18 protein-coding genes are annotated in these 20,016 nt (G+C 67.7%); 13 read left to right on the forward strand and 5 right to left on the reverse strand.

Translation table 11 applies throughout. From position 1 onward, the window contains the following. Positions 1–141: 141 nt before the first annotated feature. The 4 genes from ACZK1G_RS18555 to ACZK1G_RS18570 all read left to right on the forward strand — a co-directional run bounded on the left by ACZK1G_RS18555 (position 142) and on the right by ACZK1G_RS18570 (position 5,976). Positions 142–1,281 (forward strand): OprO/OprP family phosphate-selective porin, encoded by a 1,140-nt coding sequence (locus tag ACZK1G_RS18555; RefSeq protein WP_101766050.1) that lies wholly within the window; start codon positions 142–144, stop codon positions 1,279–1,281. A 75-nt stretch (positions 1,282–1,356) separates the two neighbouring features. Then, entirely contained in the window at positions 1,357–2,685 is a 1,329-nt protein-coding gene (locus ACZK1G_RS18560) for a CitMHS family transporter (protein ID WP_012481220.1), read from the forward strand. A gap of 24 nt (positions 2,686–2,709) precedes the next feature. Then, positions 2,710–3,450, forward strand: a complete 741-nt coding sequence (gene phbB, locus ACZK1G_RS18565) for an acetoacetyl-CoA reductase (RefSeq protein WP_005419193.1) — start codon at positions 2,710–2,712, stop codon at positions 3,448–3,450. A 228-nt stretch (positions 3,451–3,678) separates the two neighbouring features. Then, a complete protein-coding gene (locus ACZK1G_RS18570; protein WP_101766051.1) occupies positions 3,679–5,976 on the forward strand; it encodes a TonB-dependent receptor in 2,298 nt (765 codons plus the stop codon). A 438-nt stretch (positions 5,977–6,414) separates the two neighbouring features. Here the strand turns inward: ACZK1G_RS18570 and ACZK1G_RS18575 are convergent, their stop codons facing one another. Both ACZK1G_RS18575 and rsgA read right to left on the reverse strand, forming a co-directional pair. Continuing rightward, the gene (locus tag ACZK1G_RS18575; protein WP_049442898.1) at positions 6,415–7,668 is read right to left on the reverse strand and encodes a flavohemoglobin expression-modulating QEGLA motif protein; all 1,254 of its coding nucleotides are present in this window, start codon (positions 7,666–7,668) and stop codon (positions 6,415–6,417) included. A gap of 237 nt (positions 7,669–7,905) precedes the next feature. Further along, positions 7,906–9,015 (reverse strand): ribosome small subunit-dependent GTPase A, encoded by a 1,110-nt coding sequence (gene rsgA, locus ACZK1G_RS18580; RefSeq protein ID WP_049442897.1) that lies wholly within the window; start codon positions 9,013–9,015, stop codon positions 7,906–7,908. 114 nt (positions 9,016–9,129) lie between these two features. Between rsgA and ACZK1G_RS18585 the strand changes: the two genes are divergently transcribed. Genes ACZK1G_RS18585 through ACZK1G_RS18595 form a run of 3 tightly spaced genes read left to right on the forward strand, consistent with a single transcriptional unit; the run spans position 9,130 to position 11,749 of the window. Then, positions 9,130–10,404 carry a pyridoxal phosphate-dependent aminotransferase gene (locus tag ACZK1G_RS18585; protein WP_049442896.1) on the forward strand — a complete coding sequence of 425 codons (1,275 nt, stop codon included), beginning with the start codon at positions 9,130–9,132 and terminating at the stop codon, positions 10,402–10,404. Between the two features lie 3 nt (positions 10,405–10,407). Beyond that, the gene (locus tag ACZK1G_RS18590; RefSeq protein ID WP_101766052.1) at positions 10,408–11,025 is read left to right on the forward strand and encodes an SGNH/GDSL hydrolase family protein; all 618 of its coding nucleotides are present in this window, start codon (positions 10,408–10,410) and stop codon (positions 11,023–11,025) included. A gap of 4 nt (positions 11,026–11,029) precedes the next feature. Further along, complete coding sequence (locus ACZK1G_RS18595) at positions 11,030–11,749, forward strand: class I SAM-dependent methyltransferase (protein WP_101766053.1); 720 nt, start codon at positions 11,030–11,032, stop codon at positions 11,747–11,749. A 44-nt stretch (positions 11,750–11,793) separates the two neighbouring features. Here ACZK1G_RS18595 and ACZK1G_RS18600 read toward each other — a convergent pair whose 3' ends face one another. Then, complete coding sequence (locus tag ACZK1G_RS18600; RefSeq protein ID WP_049442893.1) at positions 11,794–12,573, reverse strand: polysaccharide deacetylase family protein; 780 nt, start codon at positions 12,571–12,573, stop codon at positions 11,794–11,796. 59 nt (positions 12,574–12,632) lie between these two features. Between ACZK1G_RS18600 and grxD the strand changes: the two genes are divergently transcribed. Beyond that, entirely contained in the window at positions 12,633–13,559 is a 927-nt protein-coding gene (gene grxD, locus ACZK1G_RS18605; protein WP_042358958.1) for a Grx4 family monothiol glutaredoxin, read from the forward strand. Positions 13,560–13,633: 74 nt separating this feature from the next. Here the strand turns inward: grxD and ACZK1G_RS18610 are convergent, their stop codons facing one another. Both ACZK1G_RS18610 and ACZK1G_RS18615 read right to left on the reverse strand, forming a co-directional pair. Further along, on the reverse strand, positions 13,634–14,173 hold the full coding sequence (locus ACZK1G_RS18610) for a DUF924 family protein (RefSeq protein ID WP_049442892.1): 540 nt from the start codon (positions 14,171–14,173) through the stop codon (positions 13,634–13,636). 43 nt (positions 14,174–14,216) lie between these two features. Next, positions 14,217–14,993: an AMP nucleosidase gene (locus tag ACZK1G_RS18615; RefSeq protein WP_005414446.1), complete on the reverse strand. Its 777-nt coding sequence runs from the start codon at positions 14,991–14,993 to the stop codon at positions 14,217–14,219. A gap of 158 nt (positions 14,994–15,151) precedes the next feature. Here ACZK1G_RS18615 and ACZK1G_RS18620 point away from each other — a divergent pair, with 158 nt between their 5' ends. The 5 genes from ACZK1G_RS18620 to ACZK1G_RS18640 all read left to right on the forward strand — a co-directional run bounded on the left by ACZK1G_RS18620 (position 15,152) and on the right by ACZK1G_RS18640 (position 19,929). Further along, complete coding sequence (locus ACZK1G_RS18620) at positions 15,152–16,561, forward strand: amidohydrolase (RefSeq protein ID WP_197622082.1); 1,410 nt, start codon at positions 15,152–15,154, stop codon at positions 16,559–16,561. Further along, complete coding sequence (locus ACZK1G_RS18625; protein WP_101766055.1) at positions 16,561–17,823, forward strand: amidohydrolase family protein; 1,263 nt, start codon at positions 16,561–16,563, stop codon at positions 17,821–17,823. The genes ACZK1G_RS18620 and ACZK1G_RS18625 overlap by 1 nt, the downstream gene beginning before the upstream one ends. A gap of 20 nt (positions 17,824–17,843) precedes the next feature. Beyond that, the gene (locus tag ACZK1G_RS18630; RefSeq protein ID WP_075676275.1) at positions 17,844–18,476 is read left to right on the forward strand and encodes a 2-hydroxychromene-2-carboxylate isomerase; all 633 of its coding nucleotides are present in this window, start codon (positions 17,844–17,846) and stop codon (positions 18,474–18,476) included. A gap of 95 nt (positions 18,477–18,571) precedes the next feature. Further along, the gene (locus ACZK1G_RS18635; RefSeq protein ID WP_101766056.1) at positions 18,572–19,513 is read left to right on the forward strand and encodes a DegV family protein; all 942 of its coding nucleotides are present in this window, start codon (positions 18,572–18,574) and stop codon (positions 19,511–19,513) included. A 77-nt stretch (positions 19,514–19,590) separates the two neighbouring features. Beyond that, positions 19,591–19,929, forward strand: a complete 339-nt coding sequence (locus ACZK1G_RS18640; RefSeq protein WP_049442934.1) for a hypothetical protein — start codon at positions 19,591–19,593, stop codon at positions 19,927–19,929. Positions 19,930–20,016 lie beyond the last annotated feature (87 nt).

Below are 20,016 nucleotides of genomic sequence, written 5' to 3' on the forward strand. Positions count from 1 at the left end.
ACAAACCGTTGACAGGACGATGACAGCTTGCCCGACCCAGACTGCGGCCGCGCACCGTCCGGTGCCCACGATTGCCGCGCGCCTGGCGCGCACCTGGGAGGGTTTGTGGAATTCACGTTTGCCTGGCGGCGTCCTGCCGCCATGATGGCTCTGGCTGCCCTGTCGGCGCCGGCCTTCGCCGCCGAAGACGACCGTCCGGTCACCGCCACCCTCGGTGGCCGCCTGCACCTGGACTTCGCCACCTTCGACAACGACAACCGCGGCACGCCGAACAAGGACGACACCGAGATCCGCCGTGCCTGGGTCGATGTGTCCGGCAAGTTCTTCGTGGTCGACTACAAGCTGGAAGCCGACTTCTCCGGCGACCGCGTCGAGGCCAAGGACGTGTACCTGGCACGCAGCTTCGGCAAGGCCGGCAAGCTGACCGTCGGCCAGTTCAAGCAGTACTTCTCGCTGGATGACCGCACGAGCTCCAACTACGGCAGCTTCCTGGAGCGCGGCAACGCCGGCACCACGCTGGCGCCGCTGTACCGCCTGGGTGCGTCGTGGCAGGCCAACCCGGGGGACTTCACCTGGGCCGCCAGCCTCTACAGCCTGGAGAGCATCGACGCCTGGCAGGTGAAGGGCCGCGCCGCCGGTGGCCGCGTCACCTGGGCACCTTCGCCCAGCGAGGGCGACGTGCTGCACCTGGGCCTGTCGCTGGCCCGCGAGGCCTATGACAACCCCGGCGCCAACGGCACCCCGGGCCTGAGCATCCGCCCGCGCCCGGCCGGCCATCTGTCCGATGAAAGCCGCCTGACCCTGGTCAACTTCTCCGCCGGCCGCGATACCGACGTCAACAAGTGGTCGCTGGAATACGCGCAGGTGCGCGGCCCGCTGTCGTGGCAGGGCGAATTCAGTGGCGCCACCTTCGATGACGGCGCCCAGCGTGGCGACGTGATGGCGGCCTACGGCATGCTCAGCTGGTTCGTCACCGGCGAAAGCCGCGCCTACGACCGCAAGACCGGCCGCTTCGCGCGGGTGAAGGACATCCGCCACAAGGCCGGTGCCTTCGAAGTGGCGCTGCGCTACGACCAGATGTGGGGCGCACAGCACCTCGACGGTGCACCCGACCTGCGCCGCGGCAGCACCGAAGCGTGGACGCTGGGCGGCAACTGGTACCTGCGCGACAACCTGCGCTTCATGCTCAACGTGATCGAAAGCCGCAACCGCGACCGCCTGGCCGGGGTCACGGTGGACCGCACGCGCGCGGTCACCGGCCGCCTGCAGTACGACTTCTAAGCCCGGCATCCCGGGCACGCCGCCCGGGCCCCTTCCACTCCCCCACGTCCTGTTTTCGCAAGGAGTCCGCAGATGATGCTGAGCATCCTCGGCTTTGGCATGGTCATTACGTTCATGTACTTGATCATGAGCAAACGCCTGTCGCCGCTCGTCGCCCTGATCACCATCCCCATCCTGTTCGCGCTGATCGGTGGCTTCGGCGCCGGCATCGACGAGATGATGCTGGAGGGCATCAAGAAGATCGCGCCGACCGGCGTGATGCTGATGTTCGCCATCCTCTACTTCGGCGTGATGATCGACGCCGGCCTGTTCGATCCGCTGGTGCGGGTGATCCTGCGCTTCGTCAAGGGTGATCCGATGAAGATCGTGCTCGGCACCGCGGTGCTGGCGATGCTGATCTCGCTCGACGGCGATGGCTCGACCACCTACATGATCACCGTCTCGGCGATGCTGCCGCTGTACCAGCGCCTCGGCATGAACGCGCTGAACATGACCTGCGTGACCATCCTCGCCGGCGGCGTGATGAACCTGACCCCGTGGGGCGGCCCGACCGCACGCGCGGCCACCGCGCTGCACGTGGACCCGGCCGATGTGTTCGTGCCGCTGATCCCGTCGATGGTGATCGCCTGTGCCGGCGTGCTGCTGCTGGCCTGGTACCTGGGCCTTAAGGAACGCCGTCGCCTCGGCGTGGTGACCCTGCCCAAGGGCGGCAGCTGGATGGACAACAGCGTGTCCGACGACAGCAACCCGCTGCCGACCGTGGAAGACGCCGAGGACATCAAGCGTCCGAAGCTGCTGTGGGTCAACCTGGCCCTGACCGTGGCGCTGATGACCGCGCTGATCATCGGCGTGCTGCCGATGCCGGTGCTGTTCATGGTCGGCTTCGCCATCGCCCTGGTGATCAACTACCCGAACCTGGCCGAGCAGCGCCGCCGCGTGGTCAACCATGCCGGCAACGTACTGTCGGTGGTGTCGCTGATCTTCGCTGCAGGCATCTTCACCGGCATCCTCAACAACACCGGCATGGTCGAAGCGATGTCGCACAGCTTCCTGGCGGTGATTCCGGAATCGTGGGGCCCGTACCTGGCGGTGATCACGGCCGTGGCATCGATGCCGTTCACCTTCTTCATGTCCAACGACGCGTTCTACTTCGGCGTGCTGCCGATCCTGTCCGAGGCCGCCGGCAACTACGGCATCACCCCGGTGGAAATGGCGCGCGCCTCGCTGGCCGGCCAGCCGGTGCACCTGCTCAGCCCGCTGGTGCCGTCCACCTACCTGCTGGTGGGCCTGGCCAAGGTCGAGTTCGCCGACCACCAGAAGTTCACCCTGAAGTGGGCCATCGCCATCTCGATGCTGCTGATGGTCGGCAGCCTGCTGTTCGGCCTGTACCCCCTAGCCGCCTGACCCTTTGCCAAGGAGCCTTCTGCAATGACGCTTCGAATCGCTTACGTCACCAGTGGAATGGGCAGTGTCGGTACTGCCATCTGCCAGAGCCTGGCCCGCAGCGGCCACACCGTGGTCGCCGGTTGCGCACCGAACTCGCCGCGCAAGGCCAACTGGCTGCGCGAGCAGCGCGAACAGGGCTTCGACTTCATCGCCTCCGAAGGCAACGCGACCGACTGGGCCTCGACCAGCGCCGCGTTTGCCAAGGTGCGCGCCGAAGTCGGTGAAGTGGATGTACTGGTCAACAATTCTGGCGGCAGCCGCGACCTGCTGTTCCGGCAGATGACGGTGGAGGACTGGAACGCGGTGATCGCCTCCAACCTCAATGCGCTGTTCAACCTGACCAAGCAGGTGGTCGACGGCATGGCCACGCGGGGCTGGGGCCGCATCATCAACATCGGTTCGGTCAGTGCGCACAAGGGCCAGATCGGACAGGTGAACTACGCCACCGCCAAGGCCGCGATGCATGGCTTCAGCCGTGCACTGGCCGCGGAAGTTGCCTCGCGCGGCGTCACCGTCAACACGCTGTCGCCGGGCTACATCGCCAGCCAGGCGATCAGCAGCTTCCCGCCGGATGTGCTGGACCGGCTGGCCGCTTCGGTGCCGGTGCGTCGCCTCGGCCGCCCCGAGGAAGTAGCCGGCCTGTGCGCGTGGCTGGCCTCGGACGAAGCCTCGTACGTGACCGGCGCCGACTATCCGGTCAACGGTGGCCTGTACATGGGTTGAGCCCTCCTCCACGCGACGCGTGGAGCGCCTCCCCCACGGAGTGCGCGGGGGCCGGTGAACCTTCGCTTGCGAGGGGGATCCGGCCCCTTTTTCATTCGGCGGCGGGACATGCGCGGGAGCCCTGCACCATTCGTTGGTTTTTCGTAAAGAAGGTTTCATGTTCCGTTCGCATAGTGGCCATGCACCGCGCACGCGTGCCGGTGACCACCCCCAATGCAACGGACCACCATGCAGACCCGACACCTGACGATCGCCGTGGCGATCGCGCTCTCCGCCGCCGCCAGCGCCCATGCCGCCAACGCCGCCGATACCGGCGCCAGCACCGAGGCCGCGCTGAGCGCGCAGACGCTGGATACCGTCTCCGTGATCGGCCAGGGCGAGACCCGCCAGGTGCAGCGCATCACCGCCGTCGACAAGCAGGTGCTGCCGCCGGGCACCAGCGGCCAGAAGATCCTCGATCGCCTGCCGGGCGTGTCGGTGCAGTCCAACGATGCCTTCGGCGCCAACGAGGAATCGCAGACCATCAGCCTGCGTGGCTTCGACAAGAGCCGCCTCGGCTACACGCTGGACGGCATCCCGCTGGGCGACAACAGCTACGGCAACTACAACGGCCTGAGCATCGCCCGCGCGATCATCGCCGAGAACCTGGCCGGTGCCGAGCTGTCGCAGGGCATCGGTTCGCTGGGCGTGGCCTCGACCAGCAACCTGGGCGGCACCATCCAGTACTTCTCGATGGACCCGTCCACCGAATTCGGTGGTCGCGCCAGCGTCACCGTCGGCGACAACAACCAGCGCCGTGGCTACCTGCGCGTAGATACCGGCGACATCAACGGCTTCTCGGCCTATGTGTCCGGCGTGCACCAGGACCAGGACATGTGGGCCGCGCCGTACCAGAACCAGACCACCCGCCAGTTCAACGCCAAGGCGGTGTGGAATGTCGGCGACCACCGCTTCGGTGCGTTCGTGGCCACCTCGCGCGCCAGCCAGGCCAACTACGCCTACCTGTCCAAGGACATGCTGGCCCGCGGCCTGGGCTATGACTGGAACATCTACGCACCGGACTGGGATCGCGCCGTCGCTGCCGCGTACTGCGCGCCGGGCACCTACAACAAGGCACGCTGCGCGTTCAGCGGCGGCGTCAACAGCATCGACGATGCGTACTACCAGAGCCGTGCGCTGCGTGACGACAACCTGTATTCGGTGGATGCCGACCTGCGCCTGGGCGAACAGGGCCGCCTGAAGCTGCTGGCCTACCATCACGACAACCGTGGCCAGGGCCACTGGTGGGCACCGGGCCAGCCGTCCTACCCGGGCACCGACAAGATGCTGCCGATCTCGATCCGCAGCACCAACTACACGATCAACCGCGATGGCCTGACCGCCGCGCTGTCGTGGACGGTGGGCATCCACGAACTGGAAGCCGGCCTGTGGTACGAGCAGAACGACCACAACGTCTCGCGCAACTTCTACTACATCAGCGGCCCGTTCCTGGACGACCTGTACCTGAAGAACCCGGACCGCCTGCTGTTCAACCAGGACTTCGACATCCGCACGCGCCAGTTCTACGTGCAGGACCGCATGCGCTTCCTGGATCAGCGCCTGACCGTGGACGTGGGCATCAAGAGCCCCAACACCCGCATGCGCGCCACTGCCAAGCCGGGCGTGGAAACCAGCATCGCCTCGGGCACGCTGACCGCCAAGGAATCAGTGCTGCCGCAGGTGGGCGTGGGCTTCAAGCTCAACGCCAACAACGAGCTGTTCGCCTCGTATGCCGAGAACATCGCTGCCTTCGTCGGCGGTGGCAGCGGCGGCCCGCTGCAGGTGTCGCCGGAATCGTTCGCGGCCAGCGCCGGCCTGGAACCGGAGAAGTCCAAGAGCCTGGAAGCCGGCTTCCGTACCTTCGGCGAGAAGTACCAGGCCTCGATCGCCGCCTACAACGTGAAGTTCGACAACCGCCTGCTGTCGCTGAACCCGTGCTCGAGCATCGAAGTGGGCACGCGCCCGGAGTGCGTGACGCGCTTCATCAACGTCGGTTCGGTGAAGAGCTACGGTGCGGAACTGACCTTCATCTTCAAGCCGATCGACGGCCTGCAGTGGTACAACGCGTTGTCCTGGAACAAGACCACCTACGAGGATGACTACACCTCGGGCGGCGCGATCGTTCCGGTGGCCGGCAAGATCACGGTGGATACGCCGCAGCGCATGGCCTCCAGCGAAATCAGCTGGAACCGCGACGGTTTCTTCGCCAGCCTGCGTGCCAAGTACACCGGCAAGCGCTACTACACCTACACCAACGACCAGTCGGTGCCGGGCGTGACCACCTTCGACGCGGGTGCAGGCTACGACTTCGGCCCGGGCCTGGGCCTGCGCAACGTGCGGGTGTCGTTGAACGCGACCAACCTGACCAACAAGCGCTACGCCGGCCAGCTGAGCTCGTTCGCACCGACTGATCCGAAGGGCACGCGCTATGCGATCCATGCGAGTGCACCGCGGCAGCTGTTCATGACGGTGGCGGCGGAGTTCTAAATCGAAAGCGGGCGCTGCGGCGCGTTGATTGTTCCTGCATGGCGTGGGTAGGCAGGCCCATGCAGGACACGCCGTAAATCCATCCATGGGGGCTCGATCGGCGCATCCATGCGCCTCACGGTCCTGCATGGGCCTGCCTACCCACGCTGGACAGTTCCCCGCGCCGGCGCGGAGGCAATGAAAAGCAAGAGCAAAAGCAAAGAGCCGGGCATTGCCCGGCTCTTTGCTTTTCAAGCTCTTCAAGCGCAATCCCTCTGGTGGATTGCTGGCCGTCTCGCGGGAAATTGTCTGGAGCGGGGGGCTTGCGCTGGCCAGGACCGTCCACGGCATGGATGCCGTGGCCGAGCCTACAGGGACGTACTTGCGGCGCGTCCTGGCCAGCGCATGCCCCCCGCTCTCCCCGATATCAATCGAGACGCCACAAGCCGCCAACGCATTTCATTCCGGCGCCAGCTGGTCCATCCGTATCCGGTTGGCGAACAGCGAGAACGCCAGCATGCCGGCCAGGCCGTTCGCCCGGCTCACCCAGTGCGGCAGCCAGCGCGGTGGCTTCAGTACACCCGCCTCGAACAGCGGCGCGAACGCGATCGCATCGGTCAGGCTCATCTTGCCCGCGAACAACCAGCGGCAGACCTGCAGGCGATCCTCGGCCAGCATGTGGCGGAAGAAGGTGTGCACCGACACCAGGCCGCGCAGGTACACCGTGTCCTTGGTGAACGCCAGGCCGCCACTCGGCGGCACGCCGCGGAACACGCGCTGTGCCGAGGCGAAGCTCTCTTCCGTGTTCTGCCCGGCATCGCAGAAATAGCGGAACACTTCGATGAAATCAGCGCCTTCGCGTGCCATCGCAATCGCTTCGGTACGCAGGCTGATGCGCTTCAGGCGTTCGATGTCGATGCTGCCGGTGATCTGCTCGGCGAAGGTGGCCAACCCTTCCTGGGTTGCCGTCACCCGCGGCGAGGACAATGCCAGGCTCGGCAGCACCGGCTGTTCGCGCCCGTTCAACGCGGTCAGCGAATGCACCAGCGCTTCATGGTGGAACAGCTGCGCGCGGTCGTAGGCGCTGAAGCGCGCACTGGTGCGCAGGCGGATGCGGGTCGGGCCGGCAGCGGCCTTGGACACCAGTTCCGGATCGAGCTGCACCTGGATGATGCGTGATTCGAAGAAGGCGTCCAGATCGTTCTGCAGCTGCAGCTGCAACGCAATGGCCGAGACCGGCACCTGCTCTTCCGGTGCCAGCAGTTCGTGGTCCAGCTCGGCGGCGATCTGGATGAAGTGCCGCGCCGCTTCGCGCGTGCTCGGGCCATTGCCCGGCAATGGTTGCTCGGGGGCGCCGAACAGCTGCACCGAACAGGTATCGACGGCGGCGGTGCCCAGCCCCTCAAGCAGCTGCGCGGCCAGGTCCCAGCTCTGCGCCGACTGTCGCACGTAGTGGCCCAGCGGATGGCTGTCATCGCAGTCGGCAGCGATCGCGGCCAGCGCGCGGCGTTCTTCGCTGAAGTCGAGCCGGGGGTAATCCACCTTCGGCAGCACCGGCTGGCCACGCGCCACGCTGTCCAGGAACGGTGCCTGCAGCGTGGCCGGCCAACTGGTCAGGCCCAGCAGCCGGATTCCTCCCACGGCCTCGACCAGGCGCGCATCGAGCGCTGCATGGTGGGCCACCTCACGGTCCAGCGTCGCGGTCGGTTCCATGCGCGGACTATAGCGCTCTGCTCTTGCTTTGGGACGGGCGGAGCATCGGGCAGCTGCCAGCCTTGGTTGGCACCTACCATGAGCAGGCAAAGGCAGGCTTCGGACACATTCGTGCCAACCAAGGTTGGCACCTACCATGAGCGGGCAGTTAGCACCCACCCGAAGCAGGCAGACGCGAGTTCATTGCAGGGGTCAGAGCCCATTGCGGTGCAATGGGATCCGACCCCGCGATACCAATCAGCGCCGGCGCGGCTTGCCTGCCGGACGGAACTGCTGGCCCTTGCCCTTCTTGCCGCCGCGCTCCTGCGCGGTCTCGGCCTGGCGTACTGCCAGCTTGGCGGCAGCGGCGGCCACTTCTTCCTTCAGTTTGAAGTAGTTCAGCAGCCGGCTTTCTTCGATCTCACCCGCCTCGATCGCCGCACGTACGGCACAGCCCGGTTCCTGCTGGTGCTTGCAGTCGTTGAAACGGCACTGTGCGGCCAGCGCTTCGATGTCGGCGAAGCCACCTTCGGACAGCGTTTCTTCGCCGGTCGGCTTCAGCTCGCGCATGCCGGGGGTGTCGATCAGGCAGGCGCCGGTCGGCAGCGGCATCAGCGCGCGATGGGTGGTGGTGTGGCGGCCGCGCGAATCATTGGCACGCACCGCGTTGGTCTTCATCCGCTGCTCGCCGAGCAGGGTGTTGGTCAATGTGGACTTGCCGGCACCGGAGGAACCGACCAGCACCACCGTGCGACCAGGACCCAGCCACGGTTGCAGCACCGCCACGCTGTCGGCGTCCAGGCCGTTGATCGCATGCAGCGCGATGCCCTGCATCTCCAGCTCTTCCAGCACCGCCAGCGCATCCTCGCTGTACTCGGTCTGGTCGGCCTTGGTCAGCACCACCACCGGTTCGGCACCGCCACCGCCGACCAGCAGCAGGTAGCGTTCGATGCGGCGCGGATTGAAGTCGGCATCCAGGCCGCAGACGATGAACACCGTATCGATGTTGGCCGCGATCACCTGCTGGTGGTAGTGCTCACCGGCGGCGCCACGCTTGATCGCGGTGCGACGCGGCAGCAGCGCGACGATGCGGATGCCGTCCAGCAGCACCCAATCACCCACGGCCGGCCGCTCATGGCTGGGGAAGCGCGGGCGCTGCCATTCCGGCAGCGACTCGGCCTTGATCGCCGCATCCGGGCCATCGGCCACGACATAGTGCGTTCGATGCTGTTCGATCACCCGCGCCGGGCGGGCCTGCGGGTGCGCGGCCATCACGGCCTGCCAGTCGGCCTGCTGCGCCGGGCCCGGCCAGGGCCAGCCGATGGTCTGCAGGGCGATGAAATCGGGGGTCTGGGTCATCGCCGCCATTCTACCTGCGCCGGCGCCCTGCCAGCCCAGCAATGACAAGCCCGGAGCCCTTGCCATGCACTGCAGCAATTCCGGTAGGATGGAATCCCCATGCCTTTTGACGGCCCAGCCCCCATGTCCACCCTCTCGCCCAAGCCCCTGGCCATCCGCGAGCGCCTTTCCGAAGTGCGCTACGAAATCCGCGGAGAACTGGCGCGGCGAGCCCGGGAGCTGGAGGCGCAGGGCCGCAAGCTGATCAAGCTCAACATCGGCAACCCGGGCAACTTCGGTTTCCGCGCGCCCGAGCACCTGCAGCGCGCGATCGCCGACGACATGGGCCGCACCGACCCATACACCCACCAGCAGGGCCTGCCGGTCGCACGCGAAGCCATCGCGGCGTACTACGCCCGCCGTGGCGCACCGGATGCGCACCCCGACCGTGTGTTCGTCGGCAACGGCGTCAGCGAACTGATCGACCTGTCGCTGCGCGCATTGCTCAACCCGGGCGACGAAGTCCTGGTGCCCTCCCCGGACTACCCGCTGTGGTCGGCCTCGACCATCCTCAACGATGGCCGCCCGGTGTACTACCGCTGCGCCGCCGAGAACGGCTTCCAGCCGGACCCGAGCGAGATCGAGACGCTGGTGTCCTCGCGCACCCGCGCCATCGTGCTGATCAACCCGAACAACCCCAGCGGCGCCAGCTACCCGCGCGAACTGCTGGAGCGCGTGGTCGAGATCGCACGCCGCCACAACCTGCTGCTGCTGGTCGATGAGATCTACGACCAGATCCTGTACGACGATGCGGTGTTCCAGCCGGTCGCGCCGCTGGCCGGCGACCACCCGTGCCTGACCTTCAGCGGCCTGAGCAAGGTGCACCGTGCCTGCGGCTGGCGCGTGGGCTGGGCCCACCTCAGCGGCGACGACGCGCGCCTGGGCGACTTCCGCGCCGCGCTGGACCTGCTCGGCGCGCTGCGCCTGTGCGCCAACGTGCCGGGCCAGTACGCCATCGAGGCCGCAGTGAACGGCCCGGACACCATCTCCGAACTGTGCACCCCGGGTGGCCGCCTGTATGAAACCCGCCGCGCGGTGATCGAAGCCTGCGAAGCCAGCGAGCACCTGTCGCTGGTTGCGCCGGCCGGTGCGCTGTACGCGTTCCCGGCCGTGGTCGGTGCCGCCGCCAAGGGCTTTGACGACCACGACTTCGCGCTGGACCTGATGAACAACGAAGGCGTGCTGGTGGTACCGGGCTCCAGCTTCAACGTGCCCTACCGCCATCATTTCCGCGTGACGCTGCTGCCGGAAGCTTCGGTGATGCGCGATGTGTTCGCCCGCATCGACCGCGTGCTGGCCCGCCGTGCCGAGGACGCCACCAAGGTCGTGCCGCTGAAGCCGCGCCGTTCGGTGGCCTGAGCCGTGGCGCTGACCTACCTGGCGCTGGGCGACTCGTACACCATCGGTGAAGCGATTGCAGTCGAAGGCCGCTGGCCGCACCAGCTGGCCGCCGCGCTGCGTGCGCAGGACGTGGCGCTGGCAAACCCGCAGACCATCGCCACCACCGGCTGGACCACCGACGAGCTGGACGCCGCCATCGATGCGGCCGCACCACAGGGCCCGTTCGATTTCGTCAGCCTGCTGATCGGCGTCAACAACCAGTACCGCGGCCGTCCGCTGGACGAGTACCGCGTCCAGTTCGAGGCCCTGCTGCGGCGAGCGATCGGCTTCGCCGGCGGCCGCCCCGGGCGGGTGCTGGTGCTGTCCTTCCCCGACTGGGGCGCGACCCCGTTTGGCACGGGCAGTGGCCGGGACCTGGCCACCATCGAGATCGAAACCGACGAATTCAATGCGGCCGCCGAGGTGATCAGCACCCAGCAGGGCGTGGCCTTCGTCGACATCACCGACATCAGCCGTGACCACGGTGACGACCCGGCGATGATCGCCGAAGACGGCCTGCACCCTTCGGCGCGGATGTACGCGCTGTGGAGCGCGCGCGCGCTGCCGGTCGCCGCACACCTGCTCGGCGGAACGGACTGAGGCGATGGATGGCACGCCACGGAACGGCCCGCCCCTGCCCTGCACACCCCTGAGCGCCGCGCAGGCCCGCGCGATCGCCGAGGCGTTCCGCCCGGTACAGGCCTGGGGCAGCCGCCGCGACTACTACTACACCCGCGGCAAACTCGGCAGCGACCCGTTGTACGACGGCGTGCTGCAGCATCTGCCTGACGACGGGCATCCACTGCTGGACCTGGGCTGCGGGCTGGGCCTGTTCGCCCATGTGCTGCGCCAGCGCGGCCGTACCCAGCGCTACCTGGGCGTGGACGTGGATGCCGGCAAGATCACCCGCGCCCAGCGTGCCGCCACCGGCCTGCACGATGTGCGCTTCGACTGCCTGGACGTGCAGGCACCGCTGCCGGCGCAGGTCGGGCACGTGCTGCTGCTGGATGTACTGCAGTACCTGGATGCGGGCCCACAGCAGGCACTGCTGCGCGCGGCCAGTGCACGGGTCGCTCCCGGCGGCCGCCTGCTGCTGCGCACGCCACTGGCCACCGGCGATGGCCGCGACCGCACCACGCGGGTGGCGGACCGGCTGGCCTGGCTGGTCGGCTGGATGGGCACGCGGCCGCGTCATTACCCCGACCCGCAGGTGCTGCAGGCGACATTGATCGAGGCCGGATTGCAGGTGACGGCGCCCCGGCCGCTGCATGGGCGCACCCCGTTCAACAGCTGGTTGCTGGTGGCCGAACGCCTTGTGCTGTAGAGCCGAGCCCATGCTCGGCTGCCCCAAGCGACCAGAACCCTGGGTCACAGGGCCGGCAGCTGCGCCTTCAGGCCACGCTCGTCCAGCGCCTGCAGCACGCGCTCGATGATCGCCAGGTTGTGGCCGTGGGCGGCCCCTTCATGCAGCAGCACGATGGCGCCCGGGCGCAGGTCCGGCAGCAGGCGGTCGAGCACCCCCTGCGCCGTGCAGCCGATACCGTCGAAGCCGCGCGCGCTCCAGCCGACCCGGACCAGGCCCAGCCGCTGCAGCACCGGTGCCACGAACGGATTGGTCATGCCCACCACCGAACGGTACCAGCGCACCGGGCGGCCGCTCACCGCCTGCAGGGCATGCTGGCAGCCCTCGATCTCGGCGCGCATCGCCGCCGGGCCCAGCCGCCAGAAGCGCGCCTGCGGATGGCTGTGGCTGTGGTTGCCCAGGTCGTGGCCGCGGCGCAGGATCTCCTGCACCAGTTCCGGCTGCGCCAGCGCGCGCTCGCCCACCAGGAAGAAGGTGGCACGGGCCTGGTGGCGGTCCAGCAGGTCGAGCACGGCACGGGTTTCCGGGCCAGGACCGTCATCGATGGTCAACCAGACGCTGTCCCCGGCCTCCGGCATCCGGCTCAGCACCGGCGCGTAGAAGCGGCTGTTGGGCAGGAACACCGGCACCATGAACAGTGCGTGGCTGGCCACCATCAGCGGCAGCCCCCAGTGCCAGCCGGCCAACGCCCAGGCCAGGATCACGGCCAGCTGCGACGCCACCAGCCAGGGCAGCCAGCGCCAGGGCCGGGTCGGGATGCGATGCAATGTTCCTGCGTTGCTCATCCCCCATGATGCCATGAGGGTTAGAATTGATGATTCGAATTCCCGGAACCCCGACGTCCATGTCCCTCGATCCCGCCCTGCGTTCGCGCATCGAATCCATCCTCAACGCCAACCGCGTCGTGCTGTTCATGAAGGGCCAGCCGTCGATGCCGCAGTGTGGTTTCTCGGCCAAGGCCGTGGGCGCCCTGCAGGACCTCGGCGTCGAGTTCGCCCACGTCAACGTGCTGGCCGACCAGGAAATCCGTGAAGGCATCAAGGCCTATGGCGACTGGCCGACCATCCCGCAGCTGTACATCGACGGCGAACTGGTCGGCGGCAGCGACATCGTGCTGCAGATGGCTGCCAGCGGCGAGCTGAGCAGCGTGCTGGGCCTGGCCGCGCCGGACCGTACCCCGCCGAGCATCACCGTCACCCCGGCAGCCGTGGAAATGCTCAAGGGCGCGCTGGCCGATGCCCCGGGCGCTGCCCTGCAGCTGTCCATCGACGCCGGTTTCCAGCCGAACTTCCAGCTGGCCCCGCACGACGAAGGCGCCATCGCCGCCGAGTCCAACGGCCTGCGCGTGCAGTTCGACCTGGCCAGCGCCCGTCGCGCCAACGGCATCACCATCGACTGGGTGGACGACATCCGCGGCAAGGGCCTGGCCATCGACAACCCGAATGCGCCCAAGCCGGTGCAGGAAATCAGCGTGCGTGATGCCGACGACCTGGTGCGTGCCGGCAACATCACCCTGGTGGACGTGCGCCCGGCCGACGAGCGTGAAATCGCCGCCGTGGGCGTGCCGTTCAAGACCTTTGACGGCACCGGCCGCGCCGCGCTGGAAGCCCTGCCCAAGGACACCGCGCTGGCCTTCATGTGCCACCACGGTGGCCGCAGCGCGCAGGCCGCCGAGCAGTTCCGCGCCCTGGGCTTCACCAAGGTGTTCAACGTCACCGGCGGCATCAACGCCTGGTCGGAAGACGTCGACAACGGCGTGCCGAAGTACTGATCGGCAGCGGTTGAAACCTGCGAAAAACGCCGGCGAACGCCGGCGTTTTTTTTGCATCCACGCACGGCGTGGATCTACCCCGCAAACCCGCCTTCGGCCAGGTAGTCCAGCTCTTCCGGCGAAGGAATGCGGCCCAGCACGGCGTTACGGTGCGGGAAGCGACCGAAGCGGCGGATGATGTCGCGGTGCAGCTCGGCGTACTGCAGGTATTCCTTGTCGCCCAGCACATCGAACATCGCTACCGAGCGGTCCTGGTCCAGCGGATCCTCGGAGTGCTCGAACGGCAGGTAGATGAAGGCGCGCAGCTTGGGTACCAGCTGCAGGTCCAGGCCTTCCTCGATGGCGCGCATGGCGTAGTGCCGGGCCAGGCCGTCGGTGGCATAGGAATGGGCGCTACCGCGGAAGCAGTTGCGCGGGAACTGGTCCAGCAGCAGCATCAGCGCCAGTGCGCCCTCGGCACTGGCCAGCCAGTGTTCGCGCGCGCGCGAAGCGGCTGCGAAATGCTCATCCAGGAACAACTGGCGGAACTGCGCGTCGAACGCATCGTCGCGGGCGAACCACTTCGCAGGGCCCGCCTCCTTCCAGAATTCCACCACTTGCGCGGCAACGTCCATCACCTACTCCCCAGGGCCGGCGCGCCGCGCCAGGCCATCATCATCATTCGTCGAAGCGCAGGTGGCGGACCGACTTGCCGTTGCGCCGGATAAGCTTAAGCGCCTCGATACCGATCTGGATATGGTTTTCCACGAACTGGGAGCTGACCTTGGCATCGGAGGCCTCGGTCTTGACCCCGTCGGGGATCATCGGCTGGTCCGACACCAGCAGCAGCGCACCGCTGGGGATGTGGTTGGCGAAGCCGGCGGCGAACACGGTGGCGGTTTCCATGTCGATGGCCATGCAGCGCATCGCCCGCAGCCGCTCCTTGAACGCCTCGTCGTGCTCCCAGACCCGGCGGTTGGTGGTGTAGACGGTGCCGGTCCAATAGTCGTGGCCGAGGTCGCGGATCATGGTCGAGACCGCACGCTGCAGCGCGAACGCCGGCAAGGCCGGCACTTCCGGCGGCAGGTAGTCGCCCGAGGTGCCCTCGCCGCGGATCGCCGCGATCGGCAGCACCAGGTCACCCAGCTGGTTCTTGCGCTTCAGGCCACCACACTTGCCCAGGAACAGCACCGCCTTGGGCATCACCGCCGACAGCAGGTCCATGATGATCGCGGCATTGGGGCTGCCCATGCCGAAGTTGATCATGGTGATGCCGTCGATGGTGGCACTGGCCATCGGCCGGTCCAGGCCGATGACGGGGGCGCCGGTCAGCTCGGAAAAGGTATGCAGGTAGCCCCCGAAGTTGGTCAGCAGGATGTGCTGGCCGAACTGGTCGAGGGGCACGCCGGTGTAGCGCGGCAGCCAGTTGTCGACGATTTCCTGCTTGCTCTTCATGGGCGGTGGTCCGGTGTACGGCGTGGGGACCGGCTATTTTCAGCCAGCCGGGCGGCCCCGTCGAGGCATTGCCGGCACGCGTGTGAAGAAGGTCACTTGGCAAGCACGCCGCCGTCCGGCTAGCGTCGGCGGCTGGACTACGCTGCGAGGGGAACTGCATGGCATCGACGTTGTTGCGCGCCGGAGTAACACTGGCGCTGCTTTCATTGAGCACCGCGCCCGCAGTAGGCGCCTCGCGCTTCGTGGCTGATCCCTACCCCAGTACCTACCAGGCCCATCCCGATGCGCCGGTACTGATCCAGAACGCCACCGTGCTGACCGGCACCGGCCAGCGCCTGGACAACGCCGACGTGCTGCTGCGCGAGGGCCGCATCGTCGCCGTGGGCCGCCAGCTGCAGGCCGATGCCGGCGTCACCCGCATCGATGCGCAGGGCAAGTGGGTCACCCCGGGCCTGATCGACGTGCATTCGCACCTGGGCGTGTACCCCAGCCCGGGCGTCGGCGCGCACAGCGACGGCAACGAGATGACCGCACCGGTCACCGCCAACGTCTGGGCCGAGCACTCGGTGTGGCCGCAGGACCCGGGCTTCGCCACCGCATTGGCCGGCGGCGTGACCAGCATGCAGGTGCTGCCGGGCTCGGCCAACCTGGTCGGTGGCCGTGGCGTGACCCTGAAGAACGTACCGGCCATCACCTACCAGGCGATGAAATTCCCGGGTGCTCCGTGGGGGCTGAAGATGGCCTGCGGCGAAAACCCGAAACGGGTCTACGGCGAAGGCAAGGGCGTCGCCCCGGCCACGCGGATGGGCAACGTCGCCGGCTATCGCGCCGCCTTCATCGATGCCGCCGACTACATCGCCAAGAACAAACCCAAGCCGGCCAAGCGCACGGGCTGGTTCGGCAGCGACAAGGGCGACAGCGCCGGTGATGCCGGCGGCAAGCGCGATCTCAAGCTGGACACGCTGGCCGGCGCGATCGAAGGCGACATCCGCGTGCATATCCACTGCTACCGTGCCGACGAGATGGCCACCATGCTCGACCTGGCCAAGGAATTCGGCTTCAAGGTGGCCGCGTTCCACCACGGCGTGGAGGCCTACAAGCTGGCCGACCGGCTGGCCGCCGACGGCGTCTGCGGTGCGCTGTGGGCTGACTGGTGGGGCTTCAAGATGGAAGCCTTCGACGGCATTCCGGAGAACATCGCACTGGTCGACCGGCCGAAGAACAGCTGCGCCATCGTCCATTCCGATTCCCCCGAAGGCATCCAGCGCCTGAACCAGGAAGCGGCCAAGGTGATCGCCGCTGCGCGCCGCGCGCACATGCCGGAGATCAGCCCCGAACACGCCATCACCTGGATGACCGCCAACGCCGCCAAGGCGCTGGGCATTGAAGGCCAGACCGGCACCCTGGAAGCCGGCAAGATGGCCGATGTCGTGGTGTGGAATGGCAACCCCTTCAGTTCCTACGCACTGGCCGAGCAGGTCTTCATCGATGGCCGCAAGTTGTACGACCGCCGCGCACCGGCGGCGACACCACGTTCCGATTTCCAGCTTGGCCAGGAGGTGCACTGATGGGCGCGTTGAACAAGCGTCGCCGGGCATGGCTTGGCGCTACGCTCATGGTGCTGGCCTGCATCTCCGCATCCGCACAGGCGCAGGACCTGCTGGTGCGCAACGCCACCGTGCATACCGCCGGCGCGCGCGGCAGCCTGCAGCACACCGATGTGCTGGTGCAGGGCGGCATCATCCGCGCAGTCGGCAGCGGGCTGTCCGCACCGGCCGGGGCCAGCGTGGTCGAGGCCGATGGTCGCCCGCTGACACCGGCGCTGTTCGGCGGCATCACCGAGATCGGCATCGAAGAAGTCTCCGGCGAAGCGAGTACGGTCGACAGCACGTTGAAGATCGGCGAACAGCCGTTGCGCCCCGAATTCGATGTCACCCTGGCCTACAACCCGGCCTCGGTGCTGATCCCGGTGGCGCGCCTGGACGGCATCGGCTTCACCGCCCTGGGGGCGGCCACCGGTGGCGGCTTCGTTGCAGGCCAGGGCGGCGTGATGCGGCTGGACGGCAGCGCCGATCCCCTCGGGCCGCGCGCGCTGTTCCTGCGCCTGGGGTCGGCCGCAGTGGAGCTGACCGGGCATTCGCGTGCGGCGCAATGGATGCTGCTGCAGCAGATGGTGGACGAGGCGCGCGGCCAGGTCGCCGCAGACTCACCGCATGCACTGCTGACGCCGGCCGGGCGCCGCACGCTGAGCCGCTACCTGGCAGGCCAGGGCCGCATCGTGGTGGAGGTGGACCGCGCGGCGGACATACGCCAGCTGCTGCGCTGGGCCGCCCGCGAGAAGGTGAAGATCGCCATTGCCGGTGGCAGCGAAGCCTGGCAGCTGGCGCCGGAGCTGGCGGCCGCGCAGGTGCCGGTGTTCGTCGATGTGCTGTCCAACCTGCCGGCCAGCTTCGACCAGATCGGTGCCACGCTGGAAAATGCCGCACGCCTGCAACGTTCCGGCGTGGCGGTCTCGTTCGTGCAACGTGGCGACGCCTCGCACAATGCACGCAAGATGCGCCAGCTGGCGGGCAATGCCGTGGCCAATGGCCTGCCGTGGGCCGACGGCCTGGCCGGCCTGACCCGGGTGCCGGCGCAGGCGTTCGGCGTGGGCGACCAGATCGGCAGCATCGAACCGGGCAAGCGCGCCGACCTGGTGCTGTGGGAGGGTGACCCGCTCGACGTGGCGCACTATGCCGAACAGGTCTGGCTGGGGGGCCGGGCGATGCCGATGCGCTCGCGCCAGACCGAACTGCGCGACCGCTACCTGCTGCGCAACGCGCAGCCCTGACTTTTTGCAAGGAACCGCCAATGGCCACGCTGCGCTGGTACTTCGACTTCGTCTCGCCCTACTCCTACCTGCACTGGCAGAAGCTGAAGCGGTTGCCACAGTTTGCCCAGATCCAGACCGTGCCGATTGCCTTCGGTGCCGTGCTGCACCACCTGGGCAACCTCGGGCCGGCCGAGATTCCGGCCAAGCGCCGCTTCATCTACCGCCAGCTGCAGTGGACTGCGCAGGCCGAAGGCACACCGCTGCGGTTCCCGCCGGGCCACCCGTTCAATCCGCTGTCCGCCCTGCGCCTGTGCCTGGCCGCCGGTGGCAGCGTGCAGGCGGTGGACATGCTGTTCGACTGGATCTGGCGCGACGGCAATGCCGCCGACAGCGCCGAGGCCCTGCGCGAACCAGCTGCGCGACTGGGGATCGAGGATGTCGCCAGCGCCATCGCCGACCCGGCGGTCAAGGAGCAGCTGCGGCGCAACACCGAGGCCGCCATTGCTGCCGGCGTGTTCGGCGTGCCGACCCTGGCCATCGATGACGAACTGTTCTGGGGCAACGACGCCCACCCGCTGATGGCGGCGGTGCTGGCCGATCCAGGCCTGCTGCAGCAACCCGAATGGCAGCGCCTGGCCAGCCTGCCGGTAGCGGTGCAGCGCAGTCGCTGAACAGGGCGTGGCGCGTTTCCCTCGCGCGCCACGCCAGGATTTGAGATAGATTTCACGTTTCCGAACCTACAACCGCCCTGGAGGGGGAGCCGCGGATGCGCATCGGAATCGTCGTCGACTCGGCCTGCGACCTGCCGCAGGACTTCATTGCCGAGCACAACATCGTGCTGCTGCCGATCACCGTACGGATCGGTGAAGCCGTGCTGGCCGATCATCGCGATGAGCAGGCCACCCTGAGCTTCCTGCACGCGCATGTGGCCGAACATGGCGCTGAAGCGGAGACCATCCCCTTCAGCGTCAACCAGATCCGCGACCTGTTCCTGCAGCAGCTGGTGATCGATTACGACCACGTGTTCTGCATGACCATCACCAAGACCCGCAGCCCCATCCACGACAATGCGCTGCAGGCCAGCTTCGCCATCCTCAATGATTACAAACCGGTGCGGCAGGCAGCGGGCTACAACTCGCCATTCGCGCTGCGCGTGCTCGATACCCAGAACCTGTTCGCCGCGCAGGCCGTGACCGCGGTGGAGGCGGTGCGCCTGCGCGACAGCGGCGCCAGCGTGCAGCAGATCCGCGAACGGCTGGAAGAACTGGCCGGCAACGTGCACGGCTACATGATCACCCGCGACCTGTACTACATGCGCGCACGCGCTCGGCACAAGGGTGACCGCAGTGTCGGCCTGCTCAGCGCGGCGCTGGGCAGCGCGCTGGACATCAAGCCGGTGCTGCACGGCTACCGGGGCGAGACCGGGCCGGTGGCCAAGATCAAGGGTTTCGACAGCGCCGTGCAGAAGCTGTTCGCGGTGGTCAGCCAGCGCGTGCGTGCCGGGCTGATGACGCCGACGGTGTGCGTCAGCTACGGCGGCGAACTGGACGAGCTGCGTACCCTGCCCGGCTATGCACAGATGAAGGAGGTCTGCGCCGGCCACGGCGTGACCGTGTACGAATCGGTGATGAGCCTGACCGGCATGGTCAACGTCGGCAAGGGCGCGGTCACCGTGGGCTTTGCCGATGGGCCGCATCGGTTCGAATGAGCGCTGGCCACGGCCGGAATCTGCACATCGATTCCACCGCAGTTGTGCCAGCCTTGCCGCACTTCAAGGAGAACTCCATGCCTGCGCAGTACCACATCAGCCTGCCCGACCCGTCCAAGGCCCGCGGCAACGACCCCGACCTGTCCTTCCATTCGCAGGGCGCCGCCGGTTTCGCCGAGGAGCTGCAGGACGCCCTGCGCAGCGGCACGCTGTTCGAGCGCTGGAAGGCCAAGCAGCCCGACCCGGATGCGGTGGAACCGCAGTGGGGCGTGACCGACCCGGATGCCATCGTGACCGGCGAGCAGAAGGACCTGCGCATCAACCTGGTCGCCATCACCCGCATCGACAGTGACGTGTTCAAGCAGCGCCTGCGCCTGCTGGCCGGCCACCACTGGGAACTGCGCGACGTGCGTTGAGGCCAGGCCCTGGTAGTGCCGGCCGCTGGCCGGCAACTGCAGCAGCCATGACGGTGCCGGCCAGCGGCCGGCACTACCCCAACGATT

The sequence above is a fragment of the Stenotrophomonas sp. 109824_Sma genome (genome assembly GCF_056480025.1).